Source organism: Leucobacter chromiireducens (assembly GCF_003917135.1).
In the GTDB taxonomy this organism is placed as follows: domain Bacteria; phylum Actinomycetota; class Actinomycetes; order Actinomycetales; family Microbacteriaceae; genus Leucobacter; species Leucobacter chromiireducens_A.
In genome coordinates this window covers 16,927-37,138 of record NZ_RPDI01000027.1, presented here as the reverse complement: position 1 = coordinate 37,138, position 20,212 = coordinate 16,927, and the positions used below count along the sequence as shown (strand labels likewise).

Annotated in this window: 16 protein-coding genes; 2 read left to right on the top strand and 14 right to left on the bottom strand. The window is 71.4% G+C overall.

The window, feature by feature from the left end:
• The 8 genes from EGM46_RS11930 to EGM46_RS11895 all read right to left on the bottom strand — a co-directional run.
• On the bottom strand, positions 1–960 hold a 960-nt coding region (locus tag EGM46_RS11930), incomplete at its 3' end, for an ABC transporter ATP-binding protein (protein WP_206427568.1).
• On the bottom strand, positions 957–1,850 hold the full coding sequence (locus tag EGM46_RS11925) for an ABC transporter permease (protein ID WP_241156311.1): 894 nt from the start codon (positions 1,848–1,850) through the stop codon (positions 957–959). The genes EGM46_RS11930 and EGM46_RS11925, both read right to left, overlap by 4 nt.
• Entirely contained in the window at positions 1,847–2,881 is a 1,035-nt protein-coding gene (locus EGM46_RS11920) for an ABC transporter permease (protein ID WP_346773392.1), read from the bottom strand. Before EGM46_RS11920 ends, EGM46_RS11925 begins: the two co-directional genes overlap by 4 nt.
• The gene (locus tag EGM46_RS11915) at positions 2,878–4,443 is read right to left on the bottom strand and encodes an ABC transporter substrate-binding protein (protein WP_125100368.1); all 1,566 of its coding nucleotides are present in this window, start codon (positions 4,441–4,443) and stop codon (positions 2,878–2,880) included. The genes EGM46_RS11920 and EGM46_RS11915 overlap by 4 nt, the downstream gene beginning before the upstream one ends.
• Positions 4,444–4,651: 208 nt before the next feature.
• Positions 4,652–4,984: a PLDc N-terminal domain-containing protein gene (locus tag EGM46_RS11910; protein ID WP_125100367.1), complete on the bottom strand. Its 333-nt coding sequence runs from the start codon at positions 4,982–4,984 to the stop codon at positions 4,652–4,654.
• A gap of 130 nt (positions 4,985–5,114) precedes the next feature.
• Positions 5,115–6,536, bottom strand: a complete 1,422-nt coding sequence (gene argG, locus EGM46_RS11905; RefSeq protein ID WP_125100366.1) for an argininosuccinate synthase — start codon at positions 6,534–6,536, stop codon at positions 5,115–5,117.
• Positions 6,537–6,682: 146 nt separating this feature from the next.
• A complete protein-coding gene (locus tag EGM46_RS11900) occupies positions 6,683–7,702 on the bottom strand; it encodes a malate dehydrogenase (RefSeq protein WP_125100365.1) in 1,020 nt (339 codons plus the stop codon).
• Entirely contained in the window at positions 7,699–8,541 is an 843-nt protein-coding gene (locus EGM46_RS11895) for an aldo/keto reductase (RefSeq protein WP_125100364.1), read from the bottom strand. The genes EGM46_RS11900 and EGM46_RS11895 overlap by 4 nt, the downstream gene beginning before the upstream one ends.
• 86 nt (positions 8,542–8,627) lie before the next feature.
• Here EGM46_RS11895 and hrpA point away from each other — a divergent pair, with 86 nt between their 5' ends.
• Positions 8,628–12,617, top strand: a complete 3,990-nt coding sequence (gene hrpA / locus EGM46_RS11890; protein ID WP_125100363.1) for an ATP-dependent RNA helicase HrpA — start codon at positions 8,628–8,630, stop codon at positions 12,615–12,617.
• 46 nt (positions 12,618–12,663) lie between these two features.
• On the opposite strand, the gene EGM46_RS11885 is transcribed toward hrpA, so the two are convergent.
• Together EGM46_RS11885 and EGM46_RS11880 are read right to left on the bottom strand one after the other, a co-directional pair.
• The gene (locus EGM46_RS11885) at positions 12,664–13,890 is read right to left on the bottom strand and encodes a M20 family metallopeptidase (protein ID WP_125100362.1); all 1,227 of its coding nucleotides are present in this window, start codon (positions 13,888–13,890) and stop codon (positions 12,664–12,666) included.
• Positions 13,891–13,966: 76 nt separating this feature from the next.
• Positions 13,967–15,442, bottom strand: a complete 1,476-nt coding sequence (locus EGM46_RS11880; protein WP_125100361.1) for an MFS transporter — start codon at positions 15,440–15,442, stop codon at positions 13,967–13,969.
• 111 nt (positions 15,443–15,553) lie between these two features.
• Here EGM46_RS11880 and EGM46_RS11875 point away from each other — a divergent pair, with 111 nt between their 5' ends.
• Entirely contained in the window at positions 15,554–16,564 is a 1,011-nt protein-coding gene (locus EGM46_RS11875; protein ID WP_164512887.1) for an Lrp/AsnC family transcriptional regulator, read from the top strand.
• Between the two features lie 320 nt (positions 16,565–16,884).
• Here EGM46_RS11875 and EGM46_RS11870 read toward each other — a convergent pair whose 3' ends face one another.
• The 4 genes from EGM46_RS11870 to EGM46_RS11855 form a co-directional block, all read right to left on the bottom strand.
• A complete protein-coding gene (locus tag EGM46_RS11870) occupies positions 16,885–17,862 on the bottom strand; it encodes a pseudouridine synthase (protein WP_125100359.1) in 978 nt (325 codons plus the stop codon).
• A 32-nt stretch (positions 17,863–17,894) separates the two neighbouring features.
• The gene (gene arfB, locus EGM46_RS11865) at positions 17,895–18,317 is read right to left on the bottom strand and encodes an alternative ribosome rescue aminoacyl-tRNA hydrolase ArfB (RefSeq protein ID WP_125100358.1); all 423 of its coding nucleotides are present in this window, start codon (positions 18,315–18,317) and stop codon (positions 17,895–17,897) included.
• Between the two features lie 63 nt (positions 18,318–18,380).
• Positions 18,381–18,884, bottom strand: coding sequence for a general stress protein (locus EGM46_RS11860; RefSeq protein ID WP_241156310.1), 504 nt, complete (start codon positions 18,882–18,884; stop codon positions 18,381–18,383).
• A gap of 111 nt (positions 18,885–18,995) precedes the next feature.
• Positions 18,996–20,192, bottom strand: coding sequence for a YncE family protein (locus tag EGM46_RS11855; RefSeq protein WP_125100357.1), 1,197 nt, complete (start codon positions 20,190–20,192; stop codon positions 18,996–18,998).
• Between the last annotated feature and the right edge of the window lie 20 nt (positions 20,193–20,212).

Here is a 20,212-nt window from a genome sequence, read left to right as displayed (position 1 = left end):
GAGCGCGGGGATCTCCCCGCTGCGGCACGCGTCCTGCGCGATCGGGCAGCGCGGCGCGAAGGCGCAGCCCGGCGGGCGCTGCGCCGGCGCCGGGGCGTTGCCTGCGATCCCGCGCATGTCCCTGCCGCCCGCGAGCCGGGGCGTCGCCTGGAGCAGGAGCGCGGTGTAGGGGTGCGCCGGGGCGTTCAGCACCGCCGCGGTGTCCCCGACCTCGAGCACACGGCCCGCGTACAGCACCGCGATCCGGTCGGAGAGCTCGGCGACGACGGCGAGATCGTGGCTGATGTAGATCGCGGCGCTGCCGAGGCGCTGGCACAGCTCGCGCACCATCTGCAGCACGTGCTGCTGCGTCGAGACGTCGAGCCCGGTGGTGGGCTCGTCGAGCACGATCAGCTCGGGGCGCGCGATGAACGCCATCGCGATCGCGACGCGCTGCTGCTGCCCGCCCGAGAGCTGGTGCGGGTAGCGGCGCACGAACTCCTCGTCCTCCGGGAGCGCGACGTCGCGAATCACCTCGCGCATGCGCGCCCGGTGCTCCGCGGTGTCGGCGCCGAGGCACTCGAGCAGCTGCGTGCGAATCGTCAGCGCGGGGTTCAGCGCGGTCGCCGGCGACTGCGGCACGTACGCGACGTGCGTGCCGCGCATCCGTCGAATCTCGCGCGCGCTGAGCGCCGCGATGTCATCACCGGAGATCCGGATCCGGCCGGCCGCGATCCGCGTGCCCTCCCGCGCGTAGCGGAGCAGCGCGAGCCCGAGCGTCGTCTTCCCCGAGCCCGACTCCCCCACGATGCCGAGCACCTCGCCCCGCGCGAGCTCCAGGCTCACGCCGTCGATGATGGGCACGTCGGCCGGCTGCCCAACGACGCTGAGCCCGGCGATCGTTGCGACGAGCTGATCCGTGTCGGCCGGCACGTGATCCGGCTGCTGCTGGCCAGGGGTGGCCTGCTCGATCGAGGTCACTGGGCCACCTCCGTCGCCATGGCGGCGCGCGCGAGCCCATCGGCGATGAGGTTCGTGCCGACCGTGAGCACCGCGATCGCGAGCACGGGCAGCACGACCGCCCACGGCGCGACCGTCAGCGCGATCCGGTTCTCGTTGATCATGAGCCCCCAGTCGGCTGCCGGCGGCTGCATGCCGAGCCCGAGGAAGCTGAGCCCGGCAAGGATCCCGATCGAGTAGGTGAGGCGGAGCCCGAACTCCACCGCGAGCGTGCTGCTCACGTTCGGGAGCACCTCGGTGACGACGATGCGCCACCGCGGCGTCCCGACGACCTCGGCGGCGCGCACGAAGTCGCGCTTCACCACACTCATCGCGGCGCCGCGCACCACGCGCGCGACGCGCGGCAGGTGGCCGACCGCGACGAGCACGACGAGCAGCGCCGGCTGCGGCCCGAACACTGCGAGGAACAGCAGCGCGAGCACGAGCTGCGGGAAGGCCAGCGCGACGTCGCCGAGCCGCATGAGCAGCTCGTCGACCCAGCCGCGCCGGTACGCGGCGACCACCCCGACGAGCGCGCCGATCCCCACCCCGCCGAGCGTTGCGAGCACCGCGAGCAGCAGCAGCAGGCGGCCGCCGAACAGGAAGCGGGTCACCACGTCGCGCCCCAGGTTGTCGGTGCCGAGCAGCGCGTCCTGGCCGGGCTGGGCGAACGGCGGCCCGACGAACTCGGTCGGCGAGTGCGGGGCGAACAGGGGGCCGATCACCGCGATCCCGACGACGAGCCCCGCCAGCACCACGCCGACGACCATCCTCGGCTCGCGGAGGGCGCGCGCGATGAGCCCGGGCGCGCTGGCCGGCTCGGCCTCCTCACGGTCTGGCTGGGGGCTGCGGTGCTGGGTCACGACGGTCACTGCGCGGTCCTCACTTTCGGGTTCGCGACGAGGGTGGCAACGTCGGCGAGCAGGTTGACGATCACGTAGAACACGGCGATCACGAGCACGAGTGCCTGCACGACGGGCACATCGCGGTTGGTGACCCCGTCGATCAGGAGGAAACCGATCCCGGGGAAGCGGAACAGGTACTCGATCACCACGACGCCGCCGACGAGCCACGCGAGCTGCAGCGCGATCACCTGCGCGACGGGCCCCACCGCGTTCGGGGCAGCGTGCCGGAACACCACGCGCCGCTCGCGCAGCCCCTTCAGCCGCGCCTGCTGCACATAGGGGCTCTCCAGCACCTCGCGCATCGTCGCACGCATGATCCTGGTGATGTATGGCGACACCGCGAGCACCAGGGTGAGCACCGGCAGCACGAGCTGCAGTGGCGCGCTCCACACCGGCTGCCCCGGCTGCAGTACCACGACGGCGGGCAGGAGCTGCAGCGCGCTCGTCGAGAGCAGCAGGATCAGGAGAATCCCGACGACGAACTCGGGCAGCGACGCGAGCACGAGCGTCACGACGCTCACGATGTGGTCGCCGATGCGGTCCTGCCGAAGCGCCGTCCACGTGCCCACCGCGATCGACAGCGGGATCGCGATCGCCGCGGCGAGCGCCATCAGCACGCCGGAGTTCGCGAGGCTCGGGAGGATCAGCTCGGCGACCGGGATCCGCGCGCTGAGGGAGACGCCGAGGTCGAGGGTGAACAGGCGCGCCATCCACGAGCCGTACTGCTCGGCCCAGTTGCCGCCGAGGTGCAGCTGCTCGCGCAGCGCGGCGAGCCGCTCCGGCGTGGCCTCACGCCCGAGGATCGCCTGGGCTGCGTCGCCCGGCAGCGCCTGCGTGGCGAGGAACACCACGATCGACACCGCGAACAGTGTCAGCACGCCGAAGCCGAGCCGCGCGGCCAGCAGGCGGAGGATCGCGCCGGACGCGGTGTGCCGCGCTCCCCCGCCCCGCCGTGTGCCGCGCCCCGGACGCCGTCCAGCAGCGGGCACAGTCGTCACGCAGTGCCGTCCAGCCAGACCTGGCGCAGCCGGAACGAGGACAGCGGCATCCCGCTCGGATCCTCGACGAAGCCGTGCACGCCGTCGCGGTACGCGTCGATGGTGCTCGGGAAGCCCCAGATGATGTACCCGCCGGTGTTGTACTCGATCTCCTGCGCCTCGGCGATGAGCGCGCAGCGGCGATCCGCGTCGAGCTCGCCGCGCGCGTCGCGCACGATCTTCGTCCACTCGGGGTCGCTCCAGTGCGTCTCGTTGTACGGCGAGGTGTCGAAGCCGGAGAAGGTGGTCTGCTGCAGGTAGTCGCGCGTGAACCAGAAGTCCTGCGCGAACGTCCAGTTCGGGTAGTTCTCGCCGTAGAACTCCCCCGCCTCCACCCGGTTGAGCTGCACGGTGACCCCGGCCTCCTTCGCCTGCTGCGCGAACACCTGCGCGGCCTCCACCACGCCGGCGGCGACCGGGGCGGTGACGAGCTCGACGGTGAGATCGCTCTGGCCGGCGTCGGCGAGCAGCCGCTTCGCCTCCTCGATGTCCTGCTCGCGCTGCGGCAGCTCCGGGGTGCAGTCGTCGTACGGCGCGTACATGTCGTTGCCGACGTCGCCGTGCCCGTCGAGGGCCTGCTCCACCATCTGCTGGCGATCCACGATCAGCCGGAACGCCTGCCGCACGCGGACGTCGTCGAACGGGGCCTGGTCAACGCGCATCGTGAAGGGCAGCCAGGAGCCGCTCGGCGACTCGAGAATGTGGAAGGCATCGTTCGCCTCGATGACGCTCGTCTGGCCGAGCGGTAGCGCATCGATCGCGTCGACCTGGCCGCCGAGCAGCGCGTTCACCCGCGCCGTGTCGTCGGGGAAGTTGATGAGCGTGAGCGAGTCGACGTACGGCTCGCCCTCGCGGAAGTAGTGCTCGTTGCGGGTGAACGTGCTCTGCTTGCCCGGCTCGAAGGTGTCGAGCGCGAACGGGCCGGAGGACACCGGCGCCGCCGGATCGTAGTCGCTCGGCACGATCCCCGAGGAGTACTCGGCGAGCGAGTCGATGAACGTGATCGTCGGCTCCGTGAACGTGAACACCGCGGTGCGCGCATCCGGCGTCTTGATGCTGTCCCGATCGAGCGAGGCGAGCGCCGTCGCGCCGGCCTTGGGATCCTCCGGGTCCGTGATGCGCCGAATCGACGCGACGACGTCGGCGGAGGTGATCGGGCTGCCGTCGCTGAAGGAGAGACCCTCGCGCAGCGTCACGGTCCACGAGCGGGCCTCGTCGCCCGGCTCGACCGACTCGGCGAGTGCCATCTCGAACTCCCGCTCGGGGGTGTACTCGACGAGCGTGGAGTAGAGCTGCACCACGCGCGCCTGGTCGGGGTGCGTCACCGGAACGTGCGCGTCGAGGGTGTCCTTCACCGAGCCGCCGACGACGCCAACGGAGAGCTCCCCGCCGGCCACCGGTTCACCAGCGCTGCCACCGCCGCCGGTGTCTGAGCCGCCGCTTGAGCAGCTGCTCAGCAGCAGGCCGGCGGTGAGCGCCAGCGCGAATACGGAACGGTGAGTGGCACGCCTCGATGAAGCCATGATTTTGGATTCCTGCCTCGTCTACGAAGAGAATCCCCCATCAAACATTCCCGGCCCCGGTGAGGCCGAACTTACGTGAGTGCTCAGGGCAAGTCAAGCCGAGCGGCGCCATTTCCGGCCGCTTTCGCGGCGAAAACCCCAGTTCACAGACCGAATGAGCGGTCAGACCGCTGCGGGGCGCGGGTGTTGGGCCGCGAGGCGGCCGGGCCTACTCGGCTGGGGTGTCAGGGGCGGCCGGTGCCGCCGCTGGCGCCGCCTGGCCGCGCCGGCCGCGGCCACGCGCGAGCAGGTACACCCCGGCCCCGAGCACGGGGAACATCAGGATCACCGCGAGCCACACGAAAAACTCGACGAGCGACACGTCGTCCTGCCGCTTCACGAGCACGACGAGCGCCCACACCGCGAGGCCCAGGATGGCGATGGCCATCACGGAGAACGCGATGTCATATCCGGTCGGGAGGAGCGGGTTCGGGCCCGGATCTCCCTCCGCAACACGCGCGGCGGCGAGCGTCAGCTCGGTCATGGCGGTCAGCGCGGTCATTGATCCTCTGCTTTGAACGGTCAGTTCGTTCGTGTTGGCGTGGGGCACACACGGCACAGCGCCCCCGCACCCAGAATAGTGCGGGGGCGCTGCGATGCCCAGCTCGGCCCGGGTCCCGGGCCGGTGTTCCTTAGTCGGTGCCTGCGTCGAACGCGGCCGAGAGGCCGAGCACGTCGCCCTCCTCGCTGATCCCGGTCACGGCGTCAGCGATCTCGGCTGCGCCACCCTTCTCCAGCTCGCCGACCAGGTCGGCAACCGCGCCGCCGACCATGCCCATCTGCGCGTACTGCTCAAGGCGCTGGCGCGAATCGGCGATGTCGAGGTTGCGCATGGTGAGCTGGCCGATCCGGTCCTGCGGGCCGAACGCGGCACCAACGGTGCGCTCCATGGAGAGCTTCTCCGGGTGGTACGACAGGTTCGGGCCCTCGGTGTTGAGGATCGTGTAATCGTCGCCGCGGCGCAGGCGGAGGGTGACCTCGCCCGTGACCGCGGAGCCCACCCAGCGCTGCAGCGACTCGCGCAGCATGAGCGACTGCGGGTCGAGCCAGCGGCCCTCGTACATCAGGCGGCCGAGGCGGCGACCATCGGTGTGGTAGCTCGCGAGGGTGTCCTCGTTGTGGATCGCGTTGACGAGCCGCTCGTACGTGATGTGCAGCAGCGCCATGCCTGGCGCCTCGTAGATGCCGCGCGACTTCGCCTCGATGATGCGGTTCTCGATCTGGTCGGAGACGCCGAGCCCGTGGCGGCCGCCGATGGCGTTCGCCTCGAACACGAGCGCGACCGGGTCGGCGTACTCGACGCCGTTGATCGCGACGGGGCGGCCCGCCTCGAAGCGCACCGACACCTCCTCGGTGGCGACCTCGACGTCGTCACGCCACGCGGCGACGCCCATGATCGGCTCGACCACGTCGAGGCCAGCGTTCAGGAACTCGAGGGTCTTCGCCTCGTGCGTCGCGCCCCAGATGTTCGCGTCGGTCGAGTACGCCTTCTCAGTGGAATCGCGGTACGGGTAGCCGTGCGCGACGAGCCACTCACTCATCTCGTGGCGGCCGCCGAGCTCGGTCACGAAGTCGGCGTCGAGCCACGGCTTGTAGATGCGCAGCGCCGGGTTGGCCATGAGGCCGTAGCGGTAGAAGCGCTCGATGTCGTTGCCCTTGTAGGTGGAGCCGTCGCCCCAGATGTCGACGCCGTCCTCCTTCATGGCGCGCACCAGCAGGGTGCCGGTCACCGCGCGGCCGAGCGGGGTGGTGTTGAAGTAGGTCTTTCCGCCCGAGCGCACGTTGAACGCGCCGGTCTGGAGCGCGACGAAGCCCTCCTCGACGAGGGGCAGCTTCGCGTCGACGTGGCGGGCGATCTCGGCGCCGTACTCCTTCGCACGGCCGGCGACGCCGTCGATATCTGGCTCGTCGTACTGGCCGATATCGGCGGTGTAGGTGCAGGGCACAGCGCCCTTTTCGCGCATCCACGCGACCGCGCACGACGTGTCGAGACCACCGGAGAAGGCGATGCCGACGCGCTCGCCCACGGGAAGAGAAGAAAGAACCTTGGACATACGTCTATCCTAGGCCGCTCGCGAGGGCAGAAAGTACGGGAGCTGCTGCACCGGCGGCTTTTCTGCGCGCGAGCACCCCGCGCGGCGGCGGAACCGGCGATCGTGCGGGCGGGTGCACCGCCCGCACGATCGGGATCGGATCGGGGCTACGCCCCGGGGATCAGCCCGAGCGCGGCCACCTGGTCCCGCTCGGCGACGAGCTCGGCGACCGAGGCGTCGATGCGCGCACGCGAGAACTCGTCGACGTCGAGCCCATCGACGACCTCCCAGTTCGCAGCGACGCCGGCCGCGTCGCCCGCCGAACGGACCGGCACCGAGGCGATGATGCCTGCGGGGATGCCGTAGTGACCCGTCGAGGGAAGCGCCGCCGAGGTCCAGGCACCGGGCGCGGTGCCGAGCGCCCAGTCGCGCACGTGATCGATCGCGGCGTTCGCGGCCGAGGCGACGGAGGATCCGCCGCGCACCTCGATGATCTCGGCACCGCGGTTCGCGACGCGGTCGATGTACGCGCCGCGCCCCCACTCGGTGCCGACGACGTCGAGCGCCGGGCGCCCGGCGATGGTCGCGTGGCTGAGGTCCGGGTACTGCGTGGTGGAGTGGTTCCCCCAGATCGTCACGCCAGCGATGTCGGCGACCGCCGCGCCGGCGCGCTCCGCGAGCAGGCCGACGGCGCGGTTGTGGTCGAGCCGGGTCAGCGCGGTGAAGCGCTCCGCTGGCACGTCGGGCGCGTTGCGCTGCGCGATGAGCGCGTTGGTGTTCGCGGGGTTGCCGACGACGAGCACGCGCACGTCATCGGCGGCGTGGTCGTTGATCGCGCGGCCCTGCGGCCCGAAGATCGCGCCGTTCGCGGCGAGCAGGTCCGCGCGCTCCATCCCGGCGGTGCGCGGTCGCGAGCCGACGAGCAGCGCGATGTTCGCGCCATCGAAGCCCGCGGCCGGCTCCGTCGCGATATCCACGGAGGCGAGCAGCGGGAACGCGCCGTCGACGAGCTCGAGCGCCGCCCCCTCCGCCGCCTTGACCCCCTGCGGGATCTCGAGCAGGCGCAGCGCGACCGGCTGATTCGGCCCGAAGAGTGCGCCGGAGGCGATCCGGAACAGGGCCGCGTAGCCGATCTGCCCGCCTGCGCCGGTGATCGTGACGGTAATGGGGTTCACAGCAGATGTCATGCGTTCGCTCCAAACGTGCGGGGGTCCGGCCCGTAGTTGCGGCCGTGCTCGAGCGCCGTCACGATGGCGTGCTCGGTCTCCGTCAGCTCGAAGTCGAACAGCGCCGCGTTCTCGATCATGCGCTCGCGACGGCTCGTCTTCGGGAAGATGATGGTGCCGTTCTCGATGTGCCAGCGGAGCACCACCTGGGCGACGGACGTGCCGTGCGCTGCGGCGATCTCCGCGAGCTGGGGCAGCTGCAGCAGATCGCTCTTGCCCTGGGCGAGCGGACCCCACGCCTCGAGCGCGATGCCGTTGCCGCGGCAGAACGCGGTGAGCTCCTGGCGCTGGTGCTCGGGGTGCAGCTCGATCTGGTTGACGGCGGGGAACTCGCCGGTGGCCTCGATGATGCGGGTGAGGTGATCCACCTCGTGGTTCGACACTCCAGCTGAGGTGGTGAGCCCGGCCTCGCGGAGATCGAGCACCTGCTCCCAGGCGGTCACGTACGTGTCCTGGCTCGGCACGGGCCAGTGCACGAGGTAGAGGTCGACGTGATCGAGGCCGAGCTTGTCGAGGCTGTCCTCAAGGGCGCCGCGCGCGTCGGTCTGGCGGTCGTTCCACAGCTTCGTCGTGACGTACAGCTCCTCGCGCGGGATGCCGCTCTTCGCGATCGCGGCGCCGACCTCCGCCTCGTTGCCGTAGATCGCGGCGGTGTCGATGTGGCGGTAGCCCACCTCAAGCGCCTCGGACACTACCCGCTCGGTCTCCCCTGGCTCCACGAGGAACACCCCGAGGCCCACCTGCGGGATCTGGCTTCCGTCGTTCAGCTCAATGGTCGGAATCGGCAGTGCGGTCGTCATCAAATCTCCCATCCGGTGGTGCGTACATGCGGCAGTCTACGCCCGGGGAGCCGCCAGCACGCTGGGCCTGAAATAATGGTTCGATCATGACTCTTCCCGCGCTTCGCATCGACTTCCCCGAGGATCTGCCCGTCTCGCAGATGCGCGACGAGATCGAGGCGGCGATCCGCGACCACCAGGTGGTCATCGTCGCCGGCGAGACCGGCTCGGGCAAGACCACGCAGCTGCCGAAGATCGCGCTCGCGCTCGGCCGCGAACGGATCGCGCACACGCAGCCGCGCCGCATCGCCGCGCGCACCATCGCCGAGCGCATCGCCGAGGAGCTCGGCTCCGAGCTCGGCGGGCTCGTCGGCTACCAGGTGCGCTTCACCGACAAGGTCTCCGCGGACACGCGGATCCGGCTCATGACGGACGGCATCCTGCTGAACGCGATCCATCGGGATCGGGACCTGTCCGCGTACGACACGATCATCATCGACGAGGCGCACGAGCGCAGTCTGAACATCGACTTCCTGCTCGGGTACCTGCAGACGCTGCTGCCGCGCCGGCCGGACCTGAAGGTCATCATCACCTCGGCGACGATCGACCCCGAGTCGTTCGCGACGCACTTCGCCGATGTGCGCACGAAGCAGCCAGCGCCCATCATCGAGGTGTCCGGGCGCACGTACCCGGTCGAGCTGCGCTACCGGCCCCTCGTCGAGCAGATCGAGACGCCGGATCCGAAGGGCGGAGCTCCGAAGGTGCGCACGATCGAGCGCGACCTCTTCGACGCGATCGGCGACGCCGTCGACGAGCTCGGAAAGGAAGCGCCGGGCGACGTGCTCGTCTTCCTCTCCGGTGAGGCCGAGATCCGCGACGCCGCCGACGCGCTCGGCGGCCGCGTGCGCGCGTCCGGCCGCGCGGCGCGCACCGAGATCCTGCCGCTCTACGGCCGGCTGAGCGCCGCCGAGCAGCACCGCGTCTTCGAGCGCCCGAGCGGCGCGAACGCGGGAGCGCGCCGCATCGTGCTCGCGACGAACGTCGCCGAAACCTCGCTCACCGTGCCGGGCATTCGCTACGTCGTCGACGCCGGGACCGCGCGCATCTCGCGCTACAGCGCGCGGAGCAAGGTGCAGCGCCTCCCCATCGAGGCGGTCTCGCAGGCGAGCGCGAACCAGCGCTCCGGCCGCTCGGGCCGCACGAGCCCCGGCATCGCGATCCGGCTCTACAGCGAGGAAGACTTTGCGAGCCGCCCCGAGTTCACGGAACCCGAGATCCGGCGCACCGGCCTCGCGTCGGTGATCCTGCAGATGCTCTCGCTCGGGCTCGGCGACATCGCGCGCTTCCCGTTCCTCACGCCCCCGGATCAGCGCGGGATCGCCGACGGCCTCGGCCTCCTCACCGAGCTCGGCGCGGTGACCGCCAACACCGGCGGCGAGCGCGACGCGCGCGGTCGGGGCGGCCGCGGCGGTGCCGCGAAGCGATCCGGGGCAACGCATCGCATCACGAAGGTGGGGCGCGAGCTCGCGCGACTGCCGATCGAGCCACGGTTCGCCCGCATGGTCGTCGAGGCCAGGCGCCACGAGGTGGTCGCCGAGGTGCTCGCGATCGTTGCGGGGCTGACCATCCAGGACGTGCGCGAGCGGCCGCAGGCGGAGCGCGGGCGCGCCGACGAGCTGCACGGGCGCTTCAGCGATCCGCAGGGCGACCTCATGACCCTGCTGAACCTGTGGAACTACCTGCAGACGGAGCAGCGCGAGCGCTCGTCGAGCGCGTTCCGGCGCATGTGCAAGGCGGAGTACCTGAACTTCCTGCGCGTGCGCGAGTGGATGGACCTGTTCCGGCAGCTCGCCCGCATCGCCGGCGTGAAGCGCAGCGACGCCGACGCCGCCGCGCAGCACGTGACGGGCGGCTCCGGCGAGGCGATCCACCGCTCGGTGCTCGCCGGGCTGCTCTCGCAGCTCGGGGTGCGCGACGACCGACAGGATCGCAGCGTGCCCCAGGGACGAGGGGTTGCAGGGGCCGCGAAGCGGAAGCCGGCGCAGGAGTATCTGGGCTCACGCGGCACCCGCTTCGTCCTCTACCCGGGCTCGGTGCTGTCGAAGCGTCCGCCCGAGGTGGTGATGAGCGTTGAGCTCGTCGAAACGTCGCGGCTGTTCGCGCGCTCGAACGCGGTCGTGGATCCGGCGTGGGCCGAGGAGCTCGCCGGCCCGCTCGCGAAGCGGCAGCTCTCCGAGCCGCACTGGGAGAAGAAGCAGGGCGCCGCGGTCGCGTACGAGCGGGTGACGCTCTACGGCGTCCCGATCGTGGATCGGCGCCGGGTGCAGCTGTCACGCTTCGACGCGCCGCACGCGCGCGAGCTGTTCATCCGGCACGCGCTCGTCGAGGGCGAGTGGGACTCGCCGCAGGCGTTCGACCGCGCCAACCGGCAGCTGCGCCGCGAGCTCGAGCAGCTCGAGGAGCGCACACGCCGTCGCGACATCGTCGGCGACGACGAGGCGGTGTTCGAGTTCTACGACGCCCGCATTCCGGCGGACGTCGCGTCGACGCGCGACTTCGAGGGGTGGTGGAAGGAGAAGCGCAGGCGCGAGCCGAACTTCCTGCACCTGAGCCGCGCCGACCTCATCGAGGACGAGGACGAGGCGGTCGATGAGGCCGAGTACCCGCGTCAGTGGCAGCACGGCGACCAGTCGCTCAAGCTGCGCTACCGCTTCGATCCGACCGCCGAGGACGACGGCGTGACGGTCAACGTCCCGCTGCCGCTCCTCCCCCGCCTCGACGGCACCGACTTCGAGAAGCTCGTGCCCGGGCTCCGCCAGGAGCTCGTCACGGCGCTCATCAAAACGCTGCCGAAGGCGATCCGCAAGCACGTGGTGCCCGCGGCGGACTGGGCGCGCACCCTGCTCGCCACGGTGGCGCCGCAGCTCGACGCGCCGGCGCCTGCCGCCGGCGCGGAGGCCCCGCAGCTCACCGCGCTGCTCGCGACCGAGATCCGGCGGCGCACGAGCGTGCCGGTGTCGCCCACCGACTTCGATCCGTCGCGGCTGCCCGCGCACCTCACCCCGACGTTCCGGGTGATCGACGCGCGCGGCCGCACGGTCGGATCCGGCAAGGATCTCGCCGAGCTCAAGGCGGCGCACAAGGATCGCGCCACCGAGGGCGTCGCGAAGGTGGCCGCAGCGGCGCTCCCGAAGAGCGAGCTCGAAAAGTCGGGCGCGACGGCGTGGGATTTCGGGGACCTCCCGCGCCACGTCGACACCGCGTACGCGAAGGGGCGCGCCGGCGGGGCCGGGGTGGTGCGCGCGTACCCCGCGATTGTGGACCGCCGCACGAGCGTCGACCTCGTGCTCGTCGCCGACGAGGCCGAGCAGGCGCGGCTCTCCCGGCGCGGCATCCGCCGCCTGCTCGCGCTGAGCTCGCCCTCCCCGGCGAGCTACATCCGCGCGCACCTGTCGAACCAGGAGAAGCTGCTGCTCGGCGCTGGCCCCTATCGCTCGCTTGACCAGGCGATCGCCGACGTGTCGCTCGCCGCGGCAGACCGGGTGATTCGCCGGCACGCCCCGGATGGGCTCGTCTGGCGCGCAGAGGTCTTCGACTCGCTCGCGAACGACTACGCGCGCACCCTCATCGACGACATCTACGCGGCGATCGCGCTCACGGCGCGCGTGCTCGACGGCGCGCGGCTTGCACGCAAGGCCATCGACCAGGCGAAGTCCATCCAGGTGCTCTCGCAGGTGTCCGACGCCGCGCAGCAGATCGACGGGCTCGTCTGGGCGACGAACACCTTCGGGTTCGTGTCGCACACGGGCCTCGACCGGCTCGAACGGCTGCCCGTCTACCTCGACGCGATCCAGCAGCGCATGCGCGCGCTCACGGAGAACCCCGGGCGGGATCGCGCGTGGCAGAACGAGATCGACCGCGTGCGCGGCGCGTTCGAGCAGGGCGGCGGGAAGATCCCGCTCCCCGAGGACGCCCCCGAGCACCTCGCGCGTGCGCGCTGGCTGCTCGAGGAGCTGCGCGTCAGCCTGTTCGCGCAGCAGCTGCGCACCGCCGAGCCGGTGTCGGCTCAGCGCATCATGAAGGTGCTCGCGGGCTAGCTCCGCGGGGCGCGGGCCGGGCGCGGGCCCGGCGCGGCCCCGCGCGCTACACCGGCAGCGGGGCGTCGGCCCAGTGTCCGCGCGGGTGCGGCGCGCGGGCGCGCTGCGCCGTGAGCAGGCGATCCAGCACTGCTGGATCCTCGACCGCGGCGATGGCGGTGCGCGCGAGCGCGATCGCACCGTTCAGCACCGCCGTGTCGCCAGCCGGCGACACGACCGCCGCGGCGAACTCGTGCTGGTGCGGGCTCGCGGTCACGCCGTCGAGCGCGATCATCGGGTGGATCGCGGGGAGGTAGCGCGACACGTCGCCCATGTCGGTGGAGCCGAGCGTCATGCCGGGGCCCCAGCCTTCGACGTCGTCACCGCGAAGCTCCGCGAGTGTGCGGTCGAAACTCGCGGCAAGATCCGGATCCTGCTCGAGTGGCGCGTAGCCGGGCGTCGGCACCTCGATCTCGTACGTGCACCCCGCGGCGAGCGCCGCGCCAGCGACGATCTGCCGCACGCGCGACTTCGCGCTCTCCCACGACTCCGCGGTGTTCCCGCGGATCTCGAGCTGCATCGTCGCGGACTCGGGGATGACGTTCACCGCAGACCCGGTTGAGGCGATCGAGGAGATCACGACGTCGCTCGGCATGTGCTGGCGGAGCAGGCCGATCCCCACTTCGGTGAGCGTCACCGCGCTGCCCGCGTTGATGCCTTCCTCCGGCGCGAACGCGGCGTGCGCCGGCTTGCCGTGGAAGGTGACCTCGCAGTAGTCGAGGGCCTGGCTGCTCCCGCCGGTCGTGCGAATCTGGCCGGCGCCTGCCGCGTGCACCATGAGCGAGAACGTCGCGTCGTCCCAGGCGCCGCGCTCGAGCATGATCACCTTGCCGCCGCCGTTCTCCTCCGCGGGCGTGCCGAGGAAGACCATGCGGCACCCGAGTTCGTCGGCGACGGCGCGGAGCCCGAGCGCCGCACCAACCCCGGCGGCGGCGATGATGTTGTGGCCGCAGGCGTGCCCCACTCCGGGGAGGGCGTCGTACTCGCCGACGACCGTGATCGTTACCTCGCCCGCGCCGTACTCTGCAGCGATCGCGGTCGGCAGCCCGTACGCGCCGAGCTGCACCGCGTAGCCGGCTGCGGTGAGCGCATCGGCCACGCGCGCGGCGGCGCGGTGCTCCTCAAATCCCAGCTCCGGATCGGCGCCGATCGCGTGGCTGAGTTCCAGGAGTTCGGAGGCGGCCGCGCGGATCGTCTGCTCGGCGCGCTGCTGGGTGGGTGATGCGGTGGTCATGGTGCTGCTTTCTGAGCGGGCGGGCCGGCGGCTGCGTTCCGCCGGCCCGCGGGTGGAGAGGGGGTGCGAGCGGTCGCTACGGGGTGACGAGCGGCTCGGCGGGAGCGGTGATCACGGCCTCGGTCCGGTCGGACTGCCTGCGGCTCAGCAGCAGGGCGAGCAGCGCGGAGGCGAGCAGGCAGCCGGCGAACACGCCCCAGATCACCTGGAAGGAGCTGAGCGCGGGAACCGCGACCGCGTCGCTGTTGGACTCCGCGAGCACGAGCGTTGCCATGATTGCCGCGACGAGCGCGCCCGCGACCGAACCGCCGAGCGAGCGGAGGCAGTTGTAGAGGCCGGAGAGCGTGGTCGCGACGCTGAGCGGTGCGCGGGCGACGATCACGCCGGGAAGGATCCCGAGCGCCACCCACGACGCGAACGAGTTGATCGCGAGCAGCAGCGTGACGATCACGGGCGACGTCGGCGCGGTGATGAGCAGCAGCAGCGCCGCGGCCGACACGGTCGCGGCGACGGCGACGGCGCGCGCGGTGCCGAGCAGGCGCACGGCAACGGGAGCCACGAACGCGCCGAGGCTCGAGCAGAGGAACACGAGCGACACGATGAGCCCGGCGTTGCCCGTGCCCATCCCAACGCCGTAGCCGACGGTGTCCGGCTGCGCGGTGAGGTACAGCGTCGTCGGCGTCGAGATGCCAAACGCGGTCAGCGCGATGAGGAAGCCGAGGATCATGGGGATGCCGAGCTTCACGCGGCGCAGCACCGTGAAGTCGAGCAGCGGCGAGGCCACGCGCGATTCGACCCACACAAACAGCACCGCGCCGATCACGCCGCCGAGGAGCGCGGCGAGCGTCGCCGGGTGCAGCCAGCCGAGCTCCGTGCCGGAGGTCAGCCCGTACATGAGTGCGCCAAGCGAGCCGCTGAACAGCACCGCACCGAACCAGTCGACCGAGCTGCCACGGTTGGGGGTGTCGCGCGGCAGGCTGAGGTACACGGCAGCGGCCAGCAGGAACAGCGGGATCGCGGGAATCGCCTGCGTGAGCGCGAGGTCTCCCGTGGCGTCCATGATGATGCCGCTCAGGAGGCTGCCGAGCGCGACGCCGAGCGTCAGCGTCCCGACGAGCGCGCTCACGATGCGGTTCGCCTGCGCGGGACGCTGCTCCTTCAGGATCCCCATCTCGATGGGCAGCAGCGCCGCGACGGGACCCTGCACCGCGGAGCCGATGAGCACAAACGCGAACGTCGGGGCGAACGCGATCATCGCGCTGCCCACCGCGGTAAGCAGCGCGGCGGTGACGAGCAGTGTCCGCTTGCCGTAGCGATCAGCGAGCATCGAGAAGAACGGCACGCACATCGCGGACGTGAGCATCGTGATCATGAAGTAGAGGCTGATCGAGCCAGCAGGCACGGCGTGGAACTTGGTGATCTCGCCGAGCAACGGCATGATCCAGCCCTGGATCAGGCCGGCGAAGAGCTCAACGGCGATGAATGTCGGAACGAGAAGCCGAGCTCTGCCCTGCGGGCGGAGAGTCGTGGCGACGGCGCTGTCTATGGTCATGTTGTCGTTTCCTGACGAAGTATAAGCGAATTGATGGAACGGATCGGTACTCTGACAGGTGATGCAGGATTACGGCGGAGATGCGGGAAGTTTGCATTTGAAGGGGGATCAATGTCCGATATCTCACTAGATGAGCTTGATTTTCAGATTATTCACGCGTTGCAGGTGGACCCGCGCGTGCGCTGGAACGCGCTGTCCGCCGTGCTCGGCGTTGACGCGCACACTCTGGCGCGCCGCTGGCAGCGCCTCGTCGACGGTGGGGCCGTGTGGCTGAGCGCGATGCAGGGGTCGCGAGGGCTCGACGCGCTCGCGCTCATCGAGGTCGACAGCTTTCCCGGGCAGGTGCTCGCCGCGGCCCGGTCGATCGCTGAGCTGCCCGGGGTGGGATCAATCGAGCTCGCCACCGGCGCGTGCGACCTCTTCGTCACCCTCTTTGCGCGCGACGAGGACGCGCTCGCGCGCTTCCTCCTCGAGGAGATCGGCGCGATCCCCGAGGTGCGCGCCGTGCGCTCGCACCTCGTCAGCCGGGTGTACAAGGAGGGCTCCGAGTGGACGATCCAGGCGCTCAGCGCCGCACAGGTGTCCCGCATTCCCGCGCCGCGCGCCGCGCGGGAGGCCTCCGCGAAACGGATCGATCCCGCGCTCGCCGCAGCCATCCGGGACACGCTGCACACCGACGTGCGGATGCCCGTCGCGGAGCTCGGCGCCCGGGTGGGGGTGAGCGGGCAGCGCGCCGCTGACGCGCTCGCCAGGCTGCGCGAGCAGGGACACCTGCAGCTGCGCGCGGATATGTCCGAGCGGTTCAATCCCTACCCTGCGGTGAACTGGCTGTTCCTGCAGCTCCCCGCGCCGAGTCTCGCGGCGGCACTCGAGCGATTCGTCTCGGTGCCAGCGGTGCAGTTCGCCGCGAGCTCCACCGGGCCCGCGAACGTGATCGTGGCGATCGGAGCCCGGGATCGCCGCGGTCTGCTCGCCGCCGAGGTCGAGCTCGCCCAGCTGGTGCCCGGGCTCGAGGTGAAGAACCGGATGACCATGCTCCGCCTGTATCGGCACCTCGGTCGTGAGGTCAACGGCTTCGAGCGGGCGGACCGGGTCGCGGCGCTCGCGCGGCCGGGTGGGTGAGGTGGGTTGGGTGGGTTGGGGTGGGTGGGTTGGGTTGGGTTGGGTTGGGTTGGGTTGGGTTGGGTTGGGTTGGGTCGGGTCGGGTCGGGTCGGGTTGGGTTGGGCGAGCTTCGCGGACTTCCTGCCACTTTGCACCGGAATCCGAGGGAGAAAGCGAATCAACCTCGCACTAAATGAGAGTTTGGCCGGGCTCGCCGAGCTGGAGTGGAGCCCGCGGCGCCACCCACCCGCGGCGCCACACACCCACGGCCCCACCCGCCAGCTGAATCTGAGTGAGAGTCCGAGCCGCTCATCGGGAGCGAAACCGGCTCAAACCCGCACTAAATGGGAGTTGGGTCAGAGGCCACCAGCGGGAAGCCCCGGTCGCTCACAAACCGCCGCTCCGCGCCATCCACCGGGTCCGTGAAGCGCAGCTCACTCGCGAGCAGCTGCAGCGGCGTGCTGAAGTCGTCGACCGCGGTGTCGAGCACCGTCGGGTAGAGCGGATCCCCCGCGATCGGGATGCCGAGGCCGAGCAGGTGCAGGCGCAGCTGGTGCGTCTTCCCGGTGCGCGGCGTCAGCCGGTACACGCCCCAGCGTCCAGACGGCGTCGCGCCCCAGGCGGCCTGCACCTCGGCTGGCGCGAGCTCGCGCTCCAGCTCGACGAGCGATTCCGCGTTCGGCTCCGCGCCGGGCACCACGCTCCCCTGCCAGGTCCCGTGGTCCTTGCGCAGGTGATTCGAGACCGTCGCGGGCAGCCGCAGCTCGGGCCGGATCCCGGCCGACGCGCGGTACGTCTTCGCGACTTCGCCGCGCATGAACATGCTCTGGTATGCCCCGCGCCAGCGCTTCTCGGTGGCGAGCAGCAGCAGCCCGGAGGTCACTCGATCGAGGCGGTGCATGGGCGTCAGCTCGGGCAGCCCCAGCTCATCCCGCATGCGCACCACGACGCTCTCGCGAATGTGCTTGCCGCGCGGGATCGACGACAGGAACGGGGGCTTATCGATCACGACGATCCGCTCGTCGCGGTGCAGCACGCGCACCTCGCCGGGCACTGGCGTCTCCTCGGGCAGATCCCGGTAGAACCACACGAACGTGTTCGGCCGGTACTCGGCGTCCGCGCGGAACGGCTCGCCGGACTGCCGCACGAAGCGCTCGGCCGCGAAGAAGTCGTCGACGTCGATGTGCTGGGAGAGCCGGGAGGCCAGCCAGTCGCGCATCGTTGGCCAGGGACGCGGGTTCGCGGCCTCGAAGTCGGGGGTGCGCATCCAGGCCGCGTCGAGGCCGAGGCGCTGCGGCAATGGGGAACGCGGGGGCATCAGGCGATTCTACCGCGCGCGCCCGGCCGGCCTCACTCGGCGGCTGGCCGCCGGCGCTGCTGCTTCGTCTGCGACCGACGCCCCTTCTCATCGAGTCGGCGTCGCTGCGATCCCCTGGTCGGCTTCGTTGCGCGCCGCGCCGGCCCATCCGGGGCGAGCGCGTCGGCGATGAGGCCGGCGAGGCGATCCCGAGCTGATTGCCGGTTGCGCAGCTGCGAGCGCCGCTCGGAGGCCGCGACCGTGAGCACGCCGCCGACGAGGCGCGCGGCCAGCCGCTCGGTGAGCCGCGCGCGCTGCGCATCGCTCAGCACCGCGGAGTCGGCGACGCTCCAGAACAGCTCGACCCTGCTGTCCGAGGTGTTGACGTGCTGCCCGCCCGGCCCCGAGGCGCGCGAGAAGCGCCAGCGCAGCTCCGCCGCGGGGATGGTGAGTCCGCGGCCAATCTCGAGGTCCATCTCTGCGTCACTCCGTGTGGTGCGGCGTCCGCCCAGCGTCCGCGGGTCGGGCGTCGTCCCGCGCTACTGCTGCTGCACCGAGTCGGTGAGCACCTGGCGTGCCTGGTGGACGAGCTCGGGCTCGGTGATGAGGTCGTAGCGGGTGGCCACCATCTGCATCACGGAGGAGAAGTCGCGGCGGTTGCGGTTCATCGCGTACGACAGCACACCGAAGAGCATGCCGAAGCCCGCGCCGATCACGACGGCGGCGAGGAACACCCCGAGGATCGCCGAGTTGTCGGGCTGGAAGATGAAGAGCAGCAGGCCGAGGAAGAGGCCGAGGTACGCGCCGGACAGCGCGCCCATGAGCGCGATGCGGCCGTAGGTGAGGCGGCCGGTGACCCGCTCGACGCTGCGCACGTCGTTGCCGACGATGCTCATCCGCTGCACGGGGAAGCTGGCGCGCGCGAGCACGTCGACCGCGTGCTTGGCGTCCTCGTAGCGGTCGTAGGTCGAGACGATGTCACCCTTCGGGATCTCCGGCATCAGCGGGACGCGCGAGGACGACATGGGGCCTGGTGTGCTCATACCTCGATTCTCCCATCTGATGCGGTGATTCGCGGGATTCTTTCGCGCTCGGCGCATTTCCAAGCAGATCGGGATCGCGGCTGCGTCTGCCAGCGCCTCGCCGCGGCGCGCTCAGGCCACGCCAGGCACCGCGATGACCGCCTGCGGGTAGCCGGGCACCGCGATCTCGCGCGGCGCCGCTGAGTCGTCCCCGGCGAGCGGCACGAGGGTGAGGCCGTCCCACCCGAGGTCGCGGGTGTTTCCGCCGGCGACCGCGGCGAACTCGGTGCCGTCGTCCGCGCGCCAGACGGCGACGGTTTCGTGCGGCACGGCGAGCGGCACGATGCGCTCCGCCCCGCTCGTCGTGTCGAGGATGGAGAGGTTCGAGCCGCCGTCGGCGTTGCCGAACGCGCCGGTGCCGACGGTGAGGAGGGTCGATCCCGCGAGCGCTGCGCCGTGCGAGTGGGAGTTCGCCTCGCTCGCGATGGCGGTGCGCTCCCCCGTCACCGGGTCGAGGCGCACAACGGTGAGCCCCTGCACGGGGAGCAGGATCGTGCCGTCGTCGGCCACCGCGCCGTAGTGCAGTTTCTCCCAGGAGGCGAGTCCGCCCTCCGCGCCGAACGGCGCGACCTCGTGCGTGGTCGCGGCGAAGGTTTCGGTGTCGACGACGGTCACGGAGAAGCTGTCGTGGTCGACGGTCGCGGCCCAGCTGCCGTCCGGCGCGACGAGCACGTCGAACGGGCGAACGCCGACGGGCACGCTCTCGATCACGCGGCGGCTCGCGGTGTCGACCACGTCGAGCCAGGCCGGGCCCTCCCCGAGCGTCACCGCGACGTAGACGCGCGCCCCGTCTGGCGACACGGCGAGGCCGAGCCCGCCCGGCCGGTACTCGCCCTGCGCGATGCGCGGCGCCGGGTGCGCGTACGGCACGAGCGCTGCGCGCTCACCGCGCGCGAGGTCGACGATGGCGAGCCCCTCGGCGGTCGCCGCGTACACCGTGGTCGCGCCGGCCGCGTCGGTGTGCGCGCCGACGCCCCACGGCGCCGCCCCCACCCGGATGCGCCCGGTCACCGGCTCGGCGTCTCGCGCGGGATCGATGACGGCGATCTCGTCGCCGTGCGCGAGGGAGGCGATGAGCAGCTGGGCCGGCGCTGGCTCTGGCTCTGGCTCTGGCGCCGGTGACGGTTCGGGATCCTGGCTGGGCCGTGGCGCCCCGGCGCCGCCCCCGCTGTCCGGCTCCGGCGCGCAGGCGACGAGGCCGAGCGCGGCGACCGCCGGCAGCGCGAGGAGGAGCCTGCGACTGACGTGAGCGCTCGGGTTGGGTGCCATGCGCTCAGTGTGCCCGATCC